Annotated in this window: 15 protein-coding genes; 6 read left to right on the plus strand and 9 right to left on the minus strand. The window is 72.3% G+C overall.

Translation table 11 applies throughout. The features are described 5' to 3' along the window. Position 1: 1 nt before the first annotated feature. The 5 genes from ACFV9Q_RS10970 to ACFV9Q_RS10990 all read right to left on the minus strand — a co-directional run bounded on the left by ACFV9Q_RS10970 (position 2) and on the right by ACFV9Q_RS10990 (position 4,444). A complete protein-coding gene (locus ACFV9Q_RS10970) occupies positions 2 to 1,210 on the minus strand; it encodes an NAD(P)/FAD-dependent oxidoreductase (protein WP_377234440.1) in 1,209 nt (402 codons plus the stop codon). Between the two features lie 114 nt (positions 1,211 to 1,324). Then, on the minus strand, positions 1,325 to 1,720 hold the full coding sequence (locus ACFV9Q_RS10975; RefSeq protein ID WP_377230724.1) for a Fur family transcriptional regulator: 396 nt from the start codon (positions 1,718 to 1,720) through the stop codon (positions 1,325 to 1,327). Further along, a complete protein-coding gene (locus ACFV9Q_RS10980; protein WP_377230734.1) occupies positions 1,720 to 2,649 on the minus strand; it encodes a metal ABC transporter permease in 930 nt (309 codons plus the stop codon). Before ACFV9Q_RS10980 ends, ACFV9Q_RS10975 begins: the two co-directional genes overlap by 1 nt. Before the next feature lie 2 nt (positions 2,650 to 2,651). Continuing rightward, positions 2,652 to 3,479, minus strand: a complete 828-nt coding sequence (locus ACFV9Q_RS10985) for a metal ABC transporter ATP-binding protein (RefSeq protein ID WP_377234441.1) — start codon at positions 3,477 to 3,479, stop codon at positions 2,652 to 2,654. After that, complete coding sequence (locus tag ACFV9Q_RS10990; protein ID WP_377234442.1) at positions 3,476 to 4,444, minus strand: metal ABC transporter substrate-binding protein; 969 nt, start codon at positions 4,442 to 4,444, stop codon at positions 3,476 to 3,478. The genes ACFV9Q_RS10985 and ACFV9Q_RS10990 overlap by 4 nt, the downstream gene beginning before the upstream one ends. A 146-nt stretch (positions 4,445 to 4,590) precedes the next feature. Between ACFV9Q_RS10990 and ACFV9Q_RS10995 the strand changes: the two genes are divergently transcribed. Next, positions 4,591 to 5,997 carry a glycine--tRNA ligase gene (locus tag ACFV9Q_RS10995; protein WP_377230727.1) on the plus strand — a complete coding sequence of 469 codons (1,407 nt, stop codon included), beginning with the start codon at positions 4,591 to 4,593 and terminating at the stop codon, positions 5,995 to 5,997. A 50-nt stretch (positions 5,998 to 6,047) separates the two neighbouring features. Here the strand turns inward: ACFV9Q_RS10995 and ACFV9Q_RS11000 are convergent, their stop codons facing one another. After that, the gene (locus ACFV9Q_RS11000) at positions 6,048 to 6,770 is read right to left on the minus strand and encodes a helix-turn-helix domain-containing protein (RefSeq protein WP_377234443.1); all 723 of its coding nucleotides are present in this window, start codon (positions 6,768 to 6,770) and stop codon (positions 6,048 to 6,050) included. Between the two features lie 328 nt (positions 6,771 to 7,098). On the opposite strand from ACFV9Q_RS11000, the gene ACFV9Q_RS11005 reads away from it, so the two are divergent. From ACFV9Q_RS11005 to ACFV9Q_RS11025, 5 genes are all read left to right on the plus strand, one after another. Next, positions 7,099 to 7,641 carry a hypothetical protein gene (locus ACFV9Q_RS11005; protein WP_377230729.1) on the plus strand — a complete coding sequence of 181 codons (543 nt, stop codon included), beginning with the start codon at positions 7,099 to 7,101 and terminating at the stop codon, positions 7,639 to 7,641. Positions 7,642 to 7,743: 102 nt separating this feature from the next. Next, on the plus strand, positions 7,744 to 8,790 hold the full coding sequence (locus ACFV9Q_RS11010; protein ID WP_377234444.1) for a FecCD family ABC transporter permease: 1,047 nt from the start codon (positions 7,744 to 7,746) through the stop codon (positions 8,788 to 8,790). Beyond that, complete coding sequence (locus ACFV9Q_RS11015; protein WP_377234445.1) at positions 8,790 to 9,854, plus strand: FecCD family ABC transporter permease; 1,065 nt, start codon at positions 8,790 to 8,792, stop codon at positions 9,852 to 9,854. The genes ACFV9Q_RS11010 and ACFV9Q_RS11015 overlap by 1 nt, the downstream gene beginning before the upstream one ends. Continuing rightward, positions 9,851 to 10,642: an ABC transporter ATP-binding protein gene (locus ACFV9Q_RS11020; RefSeq protein ID WP_377234446.1), complete on the plus strand. Its 792-nt coding sequence runs from the start codon at positions 9,851 to 9,853 to the stop codon at positions 10,640 to 10,642. Before ACFV9Q_RS11015 ends, ACFV9Q_RS11020 begins: the two co-directional genes overlap by 4 nt. Positions 10,643 to 10,798: 156 nt before the next feature. After that, complete coding sequence (locus ACFV9Q_RS11025; RefSeq protein WP_377230733.1) at positions 10,799 to 11,848, plus strand: iron-siderophore ABC transporter substrate-binding protein; 1,050 nt, start codon at positions 10,799 to 10,801, stop codon at positions 11,846 to 11,848. Positions 11,849 to 11,924: 76 nt separating this feature from the next. Here ACFV9Q_RS11025 and ACFV9Q_RS11030 read toward each other — a convergent pair whose 3' ends face one another. From ACFV9Q_RS11030 to ACFV9Q_RS11040, 3 genes are read right to left on the minus strand one after another with little or no spacing between them, the layout of a single operon-like run. Further along, positions 11,925 to 12,722, minus strand: a complete 798-nt coding sequence (locus ACFV9Q_RS11030; RefSeq protein ID WP_377234447.1) for an isoprenyl transferase — start codon at positions 12,720 to 12,722, stop codon at positions 11,925 to 11,927. Then, complete coding sequence (gene recO / locus ACFV9Q_RS11035) at positions 12,722 to 13,468, minus strand: DNA repair protein RecO (RefSeq protein ID WP_377231572.1); 747 nt, start codon at positions 13,466 to 13,468, stop codon at positions 12,722 to 12,724. The genes ACFV9Q_RS11030 and recO overlap by 1 nt, the downstream gene beginning before the upstream one ends. Before the next feature lie 51 nt (positions 13,469 to 13,519). Further along, positions 13,520 to 14,149 carry a hypothetical protein gene (locus ACFV9Q_RS11040; protein ID WP_377231573.1) on the minus strand — a complete coding sequence of 210 codons (630 nt, stop codon included), beginning with the start codon at positions 14,147 to 14,149 and terminating at the stop codon, positions 13,520 to 13,522. Positions 14,150 to 14,165: the final 16 nt, after the last annotated feature.

A 14,165-nucleotide genomic window follows, 5' to 3' on the forward strand; every position in this document is an offset into this window, starting at 1 on the left:
TTCAGATGATGTTCGCCTCGGGGCCTCGTCGCCCCGGGTGCGTGGTACGGGTGGTCGTGGCGAACCGGTCCGCGTCGAACCCGGACACGTCGATCCGCGGCGTGCGGCCGGCGTACAGGTCGCGCACCACCTCGCCGACGGCGGGGGCCTGGAGGAACCCGTGGCCCGAGAAGCCGGTGGCGTACAGCACGCGGCCGGGCACGCCGGTCGCCTCTCCGATCAGGGCGTTGTGGTCGGGCGTCATCTCGTAGAGCCCGGCCCAGCCGCGCGCGACGGGGACGTCGTCCAGCCCGGGGGCGCACGCGCCGATCGCGCCGCGCAGCAGCGGCAGCCAGCCCGGGTCGTAGGTGCGCTCGAACGCGATCGGGGTCTCGGGGTCCGCGATGCCGAGCAGTAGGCCGCCGGGCTCGGCGTTGTGGAAGTAGAACGTGGTGCCGTAGTCGATCGTGAACGGGATGCGCGGCGGCGCCGGGTCCAGCCGCGGCGTGAACCCGATCTGCCGCCGGTAGGGGTCGACCGGCAGGTCGAGGCCCGCCTTCGTGGCCAGGTCCCGGGTCCAGGCCCCGGTGCACAGCACGACGGCGCCGGTGCGCACCCGCCCCTGGCTGGTCCAGACGGCGACGACGGCGTCGCCCCGCGTCTCGACGCCTTGCACGGTCACGTGGGTGCGGACCGTGGCGCCGTGCCGCTCGGCACCCGCCGCGTAGCCCTCCACGACGGCCTTCGGGTAGGCGAACCCGTCGCGCGCGGCGTAGGCGGCCCCGGCGTAGCGGTCGGCGTCGACGTAGGGGTTGAGCCGGCGCACCTCGTCGTGGCCGAGCATGCGGCTGGCGACGCCGCGCTCGTTCTGCATGGCCACGGACTCCTCGAACAGCGCGACGTCGGCGGCGTCCGGCAGGAGGAACAGGTAGCCCGGCTGCTGCAGCCCGATGTCCGCGCCGGGGCGGTTCGCGAAGTCCTCGTACAGGTCGAGGCTGCGGTCGCCGAGGTCGACGTTGGCGGGGTCGGAGAACTGGGCGCGCACTCCCCCGATGGGCTTGCCCGAGCTGCCCGAGGCGAGCTCGTCGGCCTCCAGGAGGAGCACGTCGACGCCGTCCTCGGCCAGGTGGAACGCCACCGACGCGCCGAGCGCGCCGCCGCCGACCACGACGACGTCGGCGCGCGCGGGCAGCCGTCCCCGACGGTCCGCGGGGCGCCGTGCTGAGGTCATGCACGCATCCTGCCACGGGCTCCGGCCGGATATGGCCGACACCGGAATTGTTCTTGCAAGACTGGTCGGACTCGGGGGAATCAGGTGCCGATACCGGCCCTCGCCGTCGTCAGATCAGTGCGCCGCGGCGCGGCAGTCCGCGCAGGTGCCCCACAGCTCGATCGTGTGCTCGATGTCGTCGAAACCCTGGGAGGAGGCGACCTTCGACGCCCAGGCCTCGACGGTCGGGCCGTCGATCTCGACGGTGCGGCCGCACATGCGGCACACGAGGTGGTGGTGGTGCTCGCGGCGGGCGCACCGGCGGTACAGGCTCTCGCCGTCCTCCGCGCGCAGCACGTCCACCTCGCTCGCCTCGGCGAGCGCCTGGAGCGCCCGGTACACGGTCGCGAGCCCCACGGACTCGCCGCGGGCCCGCAGGGCCTCGTGGAGCTGCTGGGCCGAGCGGAAGTCGGCGAGCTCGTCCAGCGCCTCGACGACAGCGGTGCGCTGCCGGGTCATGCGTGCGGTCATCAGCGGCACTCCTTCGCGGCGGCGGCCGCACGTTCGGTGGCGGCCGCGGGCAGGTCGACGTCGTCGGGCAGGTCGGGGTGCGGGTCGTGCGCGGGGCGCCGTCGGCCCAGGAGCGGCGCCAGCAGGGAGACCACCGCGTACACCCCGATGGCCAGCACCACGATAGTGGCGCCGGGCGAGACGTTGTACCAGTAGGTGATGCTCAGGCCGGTCACGCAGACGACCACGCCGACCACGCACGCGGTGAGCATGGTGCGGCCGAAGGCATGCGTGACCTGCTGCGCGATGGCGACGGGCACGATCATCAGCGCGCTGACCAGCAGCAGGCCGACGACGCGCATCGCGACCGTCACGGTGAGGGCCGACACGACGGCCACCACGATGTTCAGCGCCCAGACCGGTAGGCCGGAGGCGATCGAGAACTCCTCGTCGTGGCTCACGGAGAAGAGCGCGTGCCGCAGGCCCACGCCGACGGCGAGGACCACGGCCGAGAGCACGACGGTGAGCCAGAGGTCGGCGTCGGACACCGTGGAGATCGAGCCGAACAGGTACTGCATGAGGTTCCCGGAGGAGCCGCCGGCGATGCCGATGAGCAGCACGCCGCCCGCGATGCCGCCGTAGAACATGATGGCGAGCGCGAGGTCGCCGGACGTGCGTCCGCGGCGCCGGACCACCTCGATGAGCACGGAGCCCACCACCGCGGCGACCACGGCGCCGGGGATCGCGAGGGCGTCGTTCGGCGTCAGGCCCATGCCCGCGCCGACGAGCCAGCCCAGCGCGACACCCGTCAGGGCGACGTGCCCGATGCCGTCGCCGAGCAGGGAGAGCTTGCGCTGCACCAGGTAGGTGCCCACGACGGGCGCCGTGACGCCGACCAGGAGCGCGGCGATGAGGGCCCGCTGCATGAACGGGTCGGTCAGCATGAGCATGATCACGGGCGCACCTCCAGGTCGAAGGCCCTGGACTCGGCGGGGTCGAGGGAGTTGGCGTCGGCGTGCGGGTGCTGGTGGCGGTGCCCCGCGCGGTCGTGGTCGTGCCGGGCCTGCGGCGGGGCGCCGTCGTGCACGACCTTGCCGTGCTTGAGCACGACGGCGCGCGTGACGAGCGGTTCGAGCTCGCCGAGCTCGTGCAGCACCACGAGCACCGTGAGGCCGCCGTCGACCAGCCGCCGCATCGTGGTGGCGAACGCCTCCTGGCTGGCGACGTCCACGCCCGCGACGGGCTCGTCCAGCACGAGCAGGTCCGGCTCGCGGACCAGGGCGCGCGCGATGAGGATGCGCTGCTGCTGCCCGCCCGACAGGAGGTGCACCGGGTCCTGCACGCGGTCGGCGAGGCCCACCTGTTCGAGGGCGACCGCGACGCGGTCGCGCCAGCCGCGCGGCAGCCGCAGCCGGCGCCCGTGCAGCAGGCCCGAGGCGACGACCTCCTGGGCGGTCGACGGGATGCCGCCGCCCGCCCCGGCGCGCTGCGGCACGTAGCCGATGCGGGCCCAGTCGACCGTCCCGGCGCGCCGACCCGGGCCGAGAAGCTCGCCGAGCAGCCGAACCGTGCCGGCGGACGGCACGTTGATGCCCACCAGCGACTTCACCAGGGTTGACTTGCCGGAGCCGTTCGCGCCGAGCAGCGCGACCACCTCGCCGGCCTCGACCGTGAGGTCGATGCCGCGCAGGATGTGGCTCGCGCCCGCACGGAAGTGCAGGCCGCGCGCCTCGATGACGGGTTCGCTGGTCTCGGTCACCTGCATAGTCTCCTCCGTCATGCGCAGACCAGTCCCTCCTCGAGCGCGGCGAGGTTGGCCCGCATCACGGAGACGTAGTCGTCGCCCGCGGCAGAGGCCTCCTCCGACAGACCCTCCAGCGGGTCCAGCACGGCGGTGTCGACGCCCAGGTCGGAGGCCAGCGTCTCGGTGACCTTGGGGCTCACCAGCGTCTCCGAGTACAGCGTCCGGACGCCGTTCTCCTTGACCACGGCGCCGATCTCGCGCAGGCGCGCCGGGGACGGCTCCGCCTCCGGGTCGAGCTCCGAGATGCCCACCTGCTCCAGCGCGTACCGGTCGGCGAGGTAGCCGAACGCCGCGTGGCTCGTCACGAGGGTCGCGCCCTGACAGGCGGCGAGGCCGTCGGCCATCTCCTGGTCCAGCCCGTCGAGCTGCTCGCCGAGCCGCAGGGCGCCGGCGGCGTACTCGTCGGCGTGCTCCGGGTCGACGGCGGCCAGCTCGTCGGCGACGGCCTGCCCGACGGCGGCCAGCCGGCTCGGGTCCAGCCAGAAGTGCGGGTCGGTCGAGCCGTGGTCGTGCCCGTCGCCCTCCTCCGCGTGCTCGGCGTGCTCCTCCTCGGTCTCCTCCGCGTGCTCGACGAGCCCGGCGGAGTCCGCGGCGTCGACCACGTGCTCGGGCGCGCGGGACTCGACGCCCTCGTCGACGGCAGCCTGGAAGCCGGAGAGGTAGACCACCAGGTCGGCGGTGCCGATCTCACGGACCTGCGCCGGGGACAGCTCCAGGTCGTGCGGCTCGGCGGCCGGCGGCGTGAGGTTGTCGACGGTGACCAGTTCGCCGCCGATCTGCTGCGCCACGTACTGGAGCGGGTAGAACGACGCGAGCACGACGACGCCGTCGGACTCCCCGCCCGCGCCGCCGGCCCCCTGGGCGGAGCAACCCGCGAGGGTCGCCGCACCGGCGAGGACGAGGCTGGTCAGGGCGGCGCCGGTGGCGCGGGTCGAGGTCATGAGAACGATTCTCACGCTTGTTGAGAACGATTGTCAAAGATCGGTACCGAGAGGTCGGTCACGCGCTATTTCGCGCGGGCCCCGACCGGCCCGGACGGTACGCTGGGCGGACGTAACTTCCCCCTGTTCCCCTGGAGAGAACCCTCGTGTCCGACAAGTCAGTGCGCTCTGCGCAGACCGCCAAGCTCGACGCCGTCGTCTCGCTCGCGAAGCGACGAGGTTTCGTCTTCCCGTCGGGCGAGATCTACGGCGGTACGCGCTCTGCGTGGGACTACGGACCCCTCGGCGTGGAGCTCAAGGAGAACATCAAGAAGCAGTGGTGGCGTGCGATGGTCACGAGCCGGGACGACATCGTCGGCCTCGACTCGTCGGTCATCCTGCCGCGCCAGGTGTGGGTGGCCTCCGGCCACGTCGGGGTGTTCACCGACCCGCTCACCGAGTGCCTCTCGTGTCACAAGCGGTTCCGCGAGGACCAGATGATCGAGGAGTTCGAGGAGAAGAAGGGCCGCGCCCCCGAGGGCGGCCTCGCCGAGATCGTGTGCTCCAACTGCGGCACCCGCGGCCAGTGGACCGAGCCCCGCGACTTCAACATGATGCTGAAGACGTACCTCGGCCCGGTCGAGGACGAGTCCGGCCTGCACTACCTGCGCCCCGAGACCGCGCAGGGCATCTTCGTGAACTTCGCGAACGTCGCCGCCGCGGCCCGCAAGAAGCCGCCGTTCGGCATCGGCCAGATCGGCAAGTCGTTCCGCAACGAGATCACGCCGGGCAACTTCATCTTCCGCACGCGCGAGTTCGAGCAGATGGAGATGGAGTTCTTCGTCAAGCCGGGCGAGGACGAGGAGTGGCACCAGTACTGGATCGACTACCGGACCAACTGGTACACGGACCTCGGCATCTCGGCCGACAACCTGCGCCACTACGAGCACCCGAAGGACAAGCTGTCGCACTACTCGACCCGCACCGTGGACATCGAGTACCGCTTCGGCTTCCAGGGCAGCGAGTGGGGTGAGCTCGAGGGCATCGCCAACCGCACGGACTTCGACCTGAAGACCCACACGGAGAGCTCGGGCAAGGACCTGGCGTACCGCGACCCGGTGACCAACGAGAAGTACTTCCCGTACGTCATCGAGCCCGCCGCCGGCCTGACCCGGTCGCTCATGGCCTTCCTCGTCGAGGCGTACGCCGAGGACGAGGCGCCGAACACCAAGGGCGGCGTCGACAAGCGCACGGTCCTGCGCCTGGACCCGCGCCTGGCCCCCGTCAAGGCCGCGGTGCTGCCGCTGTCCAAGACGGCGGACCTGCTGCCGACGTCGGAGAAGCTGTCCGCCGAGCTGCGCAAGTACTGGAACATCGACTACGACGTGACGCAGGCCATCGGCAAGCGCTACCGCCGGCAGGACGAGATCGGCACGCCGTTCTGCATCACGGTCGACTTCGAGACCCTGGACGACCAGGCCGTCACCATCCGGCACCGCGACACCATGCAGCAGGAGCGCGTCGCCCTGGACAAGGTCGTCGGCTACCTGGCGGGCCACCTCGTCGGGGCCTGACCCCTCGGGACCCGACACCACGGGGCCTGACGCCCTGGGCCCGATCCCGGCTAACCACGCGCGTCCTGTGCCTGCTCCCGCAGCAGGCGCAGGACGCGCGCCGCGTTGCGGTCCGTGGTGTCGATCTCGTGCAGCGGCTGCACCCGCAACGGGCCCTGCTCGCCGTTGTCGACCAGCACGTGCCGCGCGACCTCCTCGGCCGGCGCGAACCGGAGCGGTATCTCGTGGAAGAAGCCGCGCACCATGATCCAGCCGCCGGGACACTCCGCCTCGATCAGGTCGTGCACCTCCTGCGGTGTGCGGGGCCACGCGGCCCCCACCCAGCTCGCGGGCCGCAGGCGAATCCGGCGGTGTCGCAGCTTGCCGGCGAGCCAGTCAGCCGTACGTTCCGTGTTCGCGACGGCGACCTGCGGGTCGCCGGCATCGACGGGCGCGCCGAGCAGCGCCGCCGCCGCGAGCCCCTCGATCCGGAGGTCGAGGCCCACCAGGTCCTCGATCTGCTCGACGGAGAAGTAGACCCGGCCGGCCAGATCCGGATCGTGCTTGTGCTCGACGATCTGGCGACGAATGTCCTCGTCGAGCGGCTCCAGCTCCATCCGGATCTGCTTGCCCAGTACGGCGAGGATCTCCCGCAGCGACCCGAAGCTGGGCGTCCGCACGCCCGCCTCGAGCTGGGAGATCGACGCCCGGGACCGGCCGAGCCGACGCCCGAGCTCCTCCTGCGTGAGCCGGGCCTCCTGGCGGGCCTCCTTGATCAGTGCGGCGAGATCCATCGCCCGATCGTGTCAGCGATCGGGCCCGCGGGCCGGGCGGAGTCGACGCGCCTGTGGACAACCTCTCCGGGGAAGTGGTTCGCCAGCCGGGTGCGTAACGGAGACGTAGCAGTGCTCGCTCTGCGTTACGTACCTGGCTGACGAACCACTTCCCCGGAGGTCCCCCCGCGCGCCCGTCGGCCCCCGGACGGCCTTCCGTCCGGCCACTGCGCGGGTTCACCCGGGTGAGGTCGGCCCGAATCGGGTCATATCGCGCGGTGAGCGGGCTCTGAGAACTCGTAGCGCGCTCCGTCCAGGGGCGCCCCGAGTCACCGAGAAGGTTGGCCCCATGATCCGCCGCACCATCGTCGCCCTGGTGAGCGTGCTCGCGCTCGCTCTCACGGCGTCGGCCCCCGCGCAGGCCGCGACCGTCTACACCACGAACGTGACGCTCGACGCGAAGCCCGAGCCGGTCGCGAAGAACAAGACGGTCACCCTCAAGGGGACGCTCAAGTACAAGAAGGACGGTCAGTGGCGCGCCCTGCCCACGACCAAGGTCCTGACCGTGGTCTTCGACCCGGCGGGCCCGGACAAGCCCCGCAAGATCGGCCTGGTCCGGACCACGCGCACCGGCGCGTACACGTACAAGGCCACGGCGTCCCGCTCGGGCAAGTGGACGGTGCGGTACGCGGGCAAGGCCGGCACCTTCCGGGCCGACTCCGGCGCCGACGCCGTCTGCGTGTACTCGGCCGGGCGGTGGCAGTGCCCCGTCTCGCCGACCAACCCCGACCTCGACTGCGCGGACATCGGCAAGACGGTCTGGGTCGGCACCAAGGACTACCACGCGCTCGACGCCGACAACGACGGCTGGGGCTGCGACTCCTACTCCTGACCGGCTCGCCCCGGACCCTCACGGCGGGTCCGCCCGGTCGCCCGAAGGCGGGTGACCGGGCGCACGTACCGACCATGCCGGACCGTGTGGAATGCTTAGGCAATGCTTACCTCACCTCCGGCAGCGCCCGCGGGACGCCGTGAGGGTGCGGAAGCCGTAGCCCAGCGTGCCCGGCGTCGGACGTTCGCGTTGCTCACGGCGCTCGCCGCGCTGCTGCTCGTCGTCCTGGCGAGCCTCGCGCTCGGCGTCCGGGACATCAACCCGGCCGAGGTCTGGCGAGCGCTGACGGCACCCGTCGCCGGGTTCATGGACCACGACGTGGTGCTGGAGCAGCGTCTGCCCCGCACCGTCGTGGGCCTGGCGGCGGGTGTCGCGCTCGGCACGGCGGGCACGCTGATCCAGGGCGTCACCCGCAACCCGATCGCCGACCCCGGCCTGCTGGGCCTGAACTCGGGTGCGTCGCTGGCGGTCGTGTGCGCGGTCTGGCTGCTGGGCATCACCTCGCCGCTGGGCTACGTCTGGTTCGCGTTCCTGGGGGCCGCCGTCGCTGCCGCGATCGTGTTCTCGGTGGGGCGCGGCCAGCCGGTGCGGCTCGCGCTGGTCGGGGCCGCGGTCACCGCGCTGATCACACCCCTGATCACCCTGGTGCTGCTGCGCGACCAGCAGGCGTTCAACCTGTACCGGTTCTGGTCCGTCGGCTCCCTGACCGGCCGGGGCCTGGACACCGTCACGGCGCTGTGGCCGTTCATCGTGGTCGGCCTCGTGCTCGCGGCGGTGCTCGCGCACCGGCTCAACATGCTCGCCCTCGGGGACGACGTCGCCACGGCGCTCGGCCAGCGGGTCGGCACCACGCGCGCGCTCGCGGCCGTCGCGATCGTGCTGCTCGCGGGCACCGCGACCTCGCTCGCCGGGCCCATCGCGCTCGTCGGGCTCGTGGTGCCGCACGCGGCCCGGCGCCTCGTCGGCACGGACTACCGCTGGGTCATGGCGATCGGCGCCCTCCTGGGCCCGGTGATGCTGCTGACCGCCGACGTCCTCGGCCGGATCCTCCTGCCCCGCTCCGAGCTGGAGGCCGGCGTGGTCGCCGCGCTCCTCGGCGCGCCTGTGCTCGTCGCCGTGGCCCGCAGCCGGAACGTGGTGGGGGCCTGATGTCCACGCCCGCCCCGGCCACCCCCGCCCGGGTCACCGACACCACGGTCACCACCGTCGCCGGCCTGCGCACCCTCCGCCGCCGCAGGCAGGCGCTCGTCGTCTCCGGGATGGTGCTCGTGGTGCTCGTCGCCGGGACGGCGGCGCTCCTGATGGGCGCGGCCGGCCTCACGCCGGGCCAGGCGATCGCCGGCGTGCTCGGCCTCGGCGACAAGGGCGACGTCTTCGTCGTCCAGAAGCTCCGCCTGCCCCGCATCGAGGCGGCCGTCGTGGTCGGCGTCGCGTTCGGCCTGGCCGGCGCCCTCTTCCAGTCGACGCTGCGCAACCCCCTCGCCTCCCCCGACATCCTCGGCATCTCCACCGGTGCGAGCCTCGGGGCCGTGATCGGTGTGCTCGTCCTGGGGCTGAGCGGCATGGCGTTGTCCGGCCTGGCGTTCGCCGGCGCGGCCACCGTCGCGCTCGCGATCTGGCTGCTGGCGTGGCGCAAGGGCCTGCACTCGATCCGGTTCGTGCTGGTCGGCGTCGGGTTCGCGTACCTGGGCTCCTCGCTGATCGCCTGGGCCATGGCCCGGTCGGAGGAGAACGAGGCGGCGGCCGTCCTGATCTGGACCGTCGGCTCGGTGTCCGACGTCCGCGGCGAACAGCTCACGCTCGTCGCCGTCGGGACGCTCGTGCTGTGCGCCGCGGCCGTCGTCGTCTCGCGGACGCAGGGGCCGCTCGCCCTCGGCGACGACAACGCGCGCGCCCTGGGCGTGCACGTGGACGCCGCGCGCGTCGGCACCCTGCTGCTGGCCGTCACGCTCGTCGCGCTCGCTACCAGCGCCGCCGGCCCCATCGCGTTCGTCGCCCTGGTCGCGCCCGCCATCGCGCGCCGCCTGGTGAACGACGGCGGCGCGGCCCTCGTCGCGTCGGCCACGACCGGCGCCGCCCTGACCCTGGTCGCGGACGTGATCGCCCAGCACGGGCTGCTCGGCGTCGCCGCCCCCGTCGGGATCGTCACGGGGCTCGTGGGCGCCCCCTACCTGCTGTGGCTGCTCGCCACGACCGAGAAGAGGAGCCGATGACCAACCTGCGCGCCGAAGGCGTCAGCCTGGGCTACGACGGCCTGAAGGTCATCGAGAACCTCGACCTGACGCTGCCCGACGGCAAGATCACCGCCGTCGTCGGGCCCAACGCCTGCGGCAAGTCCACGCTGCTGCGCGGGCTGGCCCGCCTGCACCCGCTCGACGGCGGACGCATCACGCTGGACGGCGCCGACATCACGCAGATGCCGCGCAAGGAGCTGGCCCGCAAGGTCGGCATGCTGCCGCAGTCGTCCATCGCACCGGACGGCGTGCGGGTCGCCGAGCTCGTCAGCCGCGGCCGGTACCCGCACCAGGGCTGGTTCGGCCGCCACTCCTCCGACGACGACGCCGTGGTCACCACCGCGCTGGAGTCCACCGGCGTCGCGGAGCTGGCGGACCGGCCCGTCGCCGAGCTCTCGGGCGGGCAGCGGCAGCGCGTGTGGATCGCGATGGTGCTGGCGCAGCAGACCGACATCGTGCTGCTCGACGAGCCGACCACGTTCCTCGACGTCCGCCACCAGCTCGACCTGCTGGACCTGCTCACGGAGCTGAACCGGAACCAGGGGACCACGGTCGCGATGGTGCTGCACGAGCTCAACCTCGCGGCCCGGTACGCCGACCACCTGGTCGTGATGTCGGCCGGCCGGATCGTCGCCGAGGGGCTGCCGTCGGACGTGCTGACCCGCGAGGTGGTCGACAAGGCGTTCGGGCTGCGTGCTCAGGTCGTGCTCGACCCCGTGGCAGGCTCGCCGCTCGTGGTGCCGGTCGGGCGCTACCACTCGAAGTAGTCCCGCCCGTCGGAGCGGTCCCGCCCGACGGGGGCGTGGTTTACCTCACGCAGACCTCCCTCAATTTCGCAACATCCCCGTGATCTATTGTGGTTAGGGTTACCTCATCTCGGCCGGCACCCGCCGGTCGTTCGACTGACCATCCCGGGAGAAACCGTGCGACCTCGCCGATCCCTCGCAGCGGCCGTCGGCCTCGTCGCCGCGTCCGCCCTCGCCCTCGCCGGCTGCGCGTCCGAAGAGCCGGCCGGCAGCGACGCCGCCACGCCGTCCGCCAGTGCCTCCGGCGCGACGGACGAGTTCCCCCTGACCATCGAGCACGCGCTCGGCGAGACCACCATCGAGGCGGCGCCCGAGCGCGTCGCCACCTGGGGCTGGGGCTCGACCGAGGCCGCGATCGCGGCGGGCGTCTTCCCGGTCGCCGTCGCCGAGCAGACCTGGACGGTCGGCGAGGGCAACCTCCTGCCGTGGGTCGAGGAGGCCTACGACGAGGCGGGCGTGGAGCACCCCACCGTGCTCACCGACGCCGAGGGCGGCGCGACCGTGCCCTACGAGGAGTTCGCGGCCGCCGAGCCCGACGTCATCATCGCCACCTACTCGGGCCTCACGCAGGAGCAGTACGACCTGCTCAGCGAGATCGCCCCGACCGTCGCCTACCCGGAGACGGCCTGGCAGACCCCGTGGGACGAGATCATCACCGCCACGGACGCCGCCCTCGGCCGCAGCGCCGCCGGCGAGGCCAAGGTCCAGGAGATCAACGACTACCTGGCCGAGCAGGCCGAGGCCCACCCGGAGTTCGCGGGCAAGACGGTCGCCGCGATCGTCGACTCGCCCGACAAGGGCGAGATCTACGTCTACCGGGCCGGCGACCCGCGCGCCGGATTCCTGGAGGGCCTCGGCTTCGAGACCGCCCCGGCCGTCGAGGAGCTCGCGCCGGACGACGGCCAGTTCTTCTACACGCTCTCCTACGAGGAGCTCGACAAGCTCGACTCCGACGTCGTCGTGGCCTACACCTACACCGAGGAGGAGGCCGCGGCGCTCCCCGACAAGAAGGAGCTGCAGGCCCTGCCCGCCGTCAAGGACGGCAAGGTCGCGCAGCAGGTCGGCACCGTCGCGGTCTCGGCCGTCTCGCCGCCCACGGCCCTGTCGGTCGAGTACCCCGAGGGCATGCCCCTCCTGATCGACGCGCTGGCCGAAACTCTCGGCTGACCCTCCCCGACCCGCTGAGTGCGGGGTATCTGCGGCCCAACAGGCGTCGGGACCGCAGATACCCCGCACTCAACGTCTATCGGGGCTTGGGGGCGTCCAGGGCGCCGCCGTAGCGGCGGTCGCGCTTCGCGTACTCCTCGACGGCGTGCCAGAGGTGCCGGCGGTCGACGTCGGGCCAGGGCTCGTCGAGGAACACCATCTCGGCGTACGCCGCCTGCCACAGCATGAAGTTCGACGTGCGCTGCTCACCGGACGAGCGCAGGAACAGGTCCACGTCGGGCACGTCGGGCAGGTACAGGTACTTCTGCACGGTCTTCTCGGTGATGCGCTTCGGGTCCAGCCTGCCCGCGGCGGCGTCCCGCGCCATGGCCGCGGCCGCGTCGGCCAGCTCGGCCCGGCTGCCGTAGTTGACGCACATCGTCAGCGTGCAGAGGTCGTTGTCCTTGGTGCGCTCCTCGGCCTCCTGGAGCACGTCGATCACGGACTTCCACAGCTTCGGACGGCGTCCGGCCCACCGGATCCGCACGCCCCACGACGCCATGACGTCGCACTGGCGCTTCATGACCTCGTGCGTGAAGTTCATCAGGAAGCGCACCTCCTCGGGCGAGCGCTTCCAGTTCTCCGTGCTGAACGCGTACGCCGAGACGTACTCCACGCCCACGTCGACAGCCCCCGCCACGACGTCGAGCAGGGAGTTCTCGCCCGCCCGGTGCCCCTCGATGCGCGGCAGGCCGCGCGCGTTGGCCCAGCGCCCGTTGCCGTCCATGACGACGGCGACGTGGCGCGGCAGGAACTCCTTGGGGATGCGCGGAGCCTGCTCGCCGGACGGGTGCGGGAACGGCTTGACCAGGTCCCGGCGGGTGTTCCGGGCCATCAGCGCTCCACCATCTTCAACGATCGCAACGTTCTCTCCAGGTAGTACTGGCCGTAGGCGGCGACGATGCCGCTCGCCTCCTTGCGGTGCCGCGCGTCGGACGCGTCGGCGGTCGCCCAGTCGCCCGCGAGCAGCGAGGACAGCAGGGCGAAGGTCTCAGGCGCCGGCGCCGTGGAACCCGGCGGCCGGCAGCGCGGGCAGACGGCGCCGCCCTGCGCCACGTTGAACGAGTGGTGCGGCCCGGGTTCGCCGCAGCGCGCGCAGTCCTCGAACGACGGCGCCCAGCCGGCCACCGCGAGGGCGCGCAGCAGGTACGAGTCGAGGACCAGGCCGGCGTCGTGGTGCCGCTCGGACAGCGCTCGCAGGCCCCCGGCCAGCAGCCAGTACTGCTGCACCGCGGGCTCGTGCTCCGCCGCGACCAGCCGGTCGGCGGCCTCCAACATCACCGTGCCGGACGTGTACAGGCCGTAGTCCTCGCTGATGGACCGGGCGTACGCGCCGATGGTCTCGACCTGCGTGACCGTGTCGAGCCCCATGCCCGGCCGCGGGCTGCGGCCCGTGTGGAGCTGCACGTCGACCGCCATGAACGGCTCCAGGCGCGCCCCGAACTTGGACGACGTGCGCCGCACGCCCTTGCCCACCCCGCGCACCTTGCCGTGCTCGCGCGTCAGGAACGTGACGATGCGGTCCGCCTCGCCCAGCTTCTGGGTGCGCAGCACGATCGCGTCGTCTCGGTACAGGGGCACGAAGCCATTCTGCCCCCAGTCACCGACACTCCGGGACAGCCGGCGCCGAGCTCAGCGCTCGACGAAACGCGTCCCGTCCGGCGTCAGCTCCGGCTCCCACACGAACCGGTGGATCACGTGCTTCTCCAGGATCCAGCGCGCCAGCAGCGCGACGCCGCCCCAGATCACGAAGAGCAGGAGCGTCTGGAGGAAGTTGATGCTGATCTTGTCGAAGCCGGTCAGCGCCAGCGTGGGGATCAGGAAGATCAGGCCGAGGAACGCGGGCAGGAGCTGGATGCCGACCCACTGCACCACCGAGAGCATGTCGACCCGGCGCTCGGCGACCACGCCGTGGTAGTCCATCACGTTGACCACGTGGTCGGCGCGCCACTTGGCGACGTGCCGGGCGACCGTCCACTGCGCGTCCCGCGCCTCCAGGGCGGCGCTGCCCGTCGGCAGCCAGATCCCGAGGATCTGGTGGATCTCGGCGGGCGTCAGGTACCCCTTGTCGAGGATCGCGAGACTGTGCACGGGCGGCTGGCGGGTGTTGGTCGGCAGCACCAGGGCGGCCAGGAACAGCAGCACGCCGCCGGTCCCGAGCAGGCCCACGAGCGCGTCCGGGAGCCACGGCAGGAGCAGGGTCGCGGTGGCGAACGCCAGGGCGCCGAGCAGCGCGCAGACGATGCGGTTCTTCATGGTCATGGTAGGTAGGACTTTA

Origin of the sequence: Promicromonospora sp. NPDC059942, from assembly GCF_042731755.1 — a bacterium.
Classification (GTDB): Bacteria; Actinomycetota; Actinomycetes; order Actinomycetales; family Cellulomonadaceae; genus Promicromonospora.

What these genes read in the sequence shown, in the direction of transcription:
- ACFV9Q_RS10985 (WP_377234441.1), bottom strand. Translation starts at nt 3,479, where the DNA reads ATGACGGAGGAGACTATGCAGGTGACCGAGACCAGCGAACCCGTCATC.
- ACFV9Q_RS11040 (WP_377231573.1), bottom strand. Translation starts at nt 14,149, where the DNA reads ATGACCATGAAGAACCGCATCGTCTGCGCGCTGCTCGGCGCCCTGGCG.
- ACFV9Q_RS11010 (WP_377234444.1), top strand. Translation starts at nt 7,744, where the DNA reads ATGCTTACCTCACCTCCGGCAGCGCCCGCGGGACGCCGTGAGGGTGCG.
- ACFV9Q_RS10990 (WP_377234442.1), bottom strand. Translation starts at nt 4,444, where the DNA reads ATGACCTCGACCCGCGCCACCGGCGCCGCCCTGACCAGCCTCGTCCTC.
- ACFV9Q_RS11005 (WP_377230729.1), top strand. Translation starts at nt 7,099, where the DNA reads ATGATCCGCCGCACCATCGTCGCCCTGGTGAGCGTGCTCGCGCTCGCT.
- ACFV9Q_RS10975 (WP_377230724.1), bottom strand. Translation starts at nt 1,720, where the DNA reads ATGACCGCACGCATGACCCGGCAGCGCACCGCTGTCGTCGAGGCGCTG.
- ACFV9Q_RS11000 (WP_377234443.1), bottom strand. Translation starts at nt 6,770, where the DNA reads ATGGATCTCGCCGCACTGATCAAGGAGGCCCGCCAGGAGGCCCGGCTC.
- ACFV9Q_RS10970 (WP_377234440.1), bottom strand. Translation starts at nt 1,210, where the DNA reads ATGACCTCAGCACGGCGCCCCGCGGACCGTCGGGGACGGCTGCCCGCG.
- ACFV9Q_RS10980 (WP_377230734.1), bottom strand. Translation starts at nt 2,649, where the DNA reads ATGCTCATGCTGACCGACCCGTTCATGCAGCGGGCCCTCATCGCCGCG.
- ACFV9Q_RS11020 (WP_377234446.1), top strand. Translation starts at nt 9,851, where the DNA reads ATGACCAACCTGCGCGCCGAAGGCGTCAGCCTGGGCTACGACGGCCTG.
- ACFV9Q_RS11030 (WP_377234447.1), bottom strand. Translation starts at nt 12,722, where the DNA reads ATGGCCCGGAACACCCGCCGGGACCTGGTCAAGCCGTTCCCGCACCCG.
- ACFV9Q_RS11015 (WP_377234445.1), top strand. Translation starts at nt 8,790, where the DNA reads ATGTCCACGCCCGCCCCGGCCACCCCCGCCCGGGTCACCGACACCACG.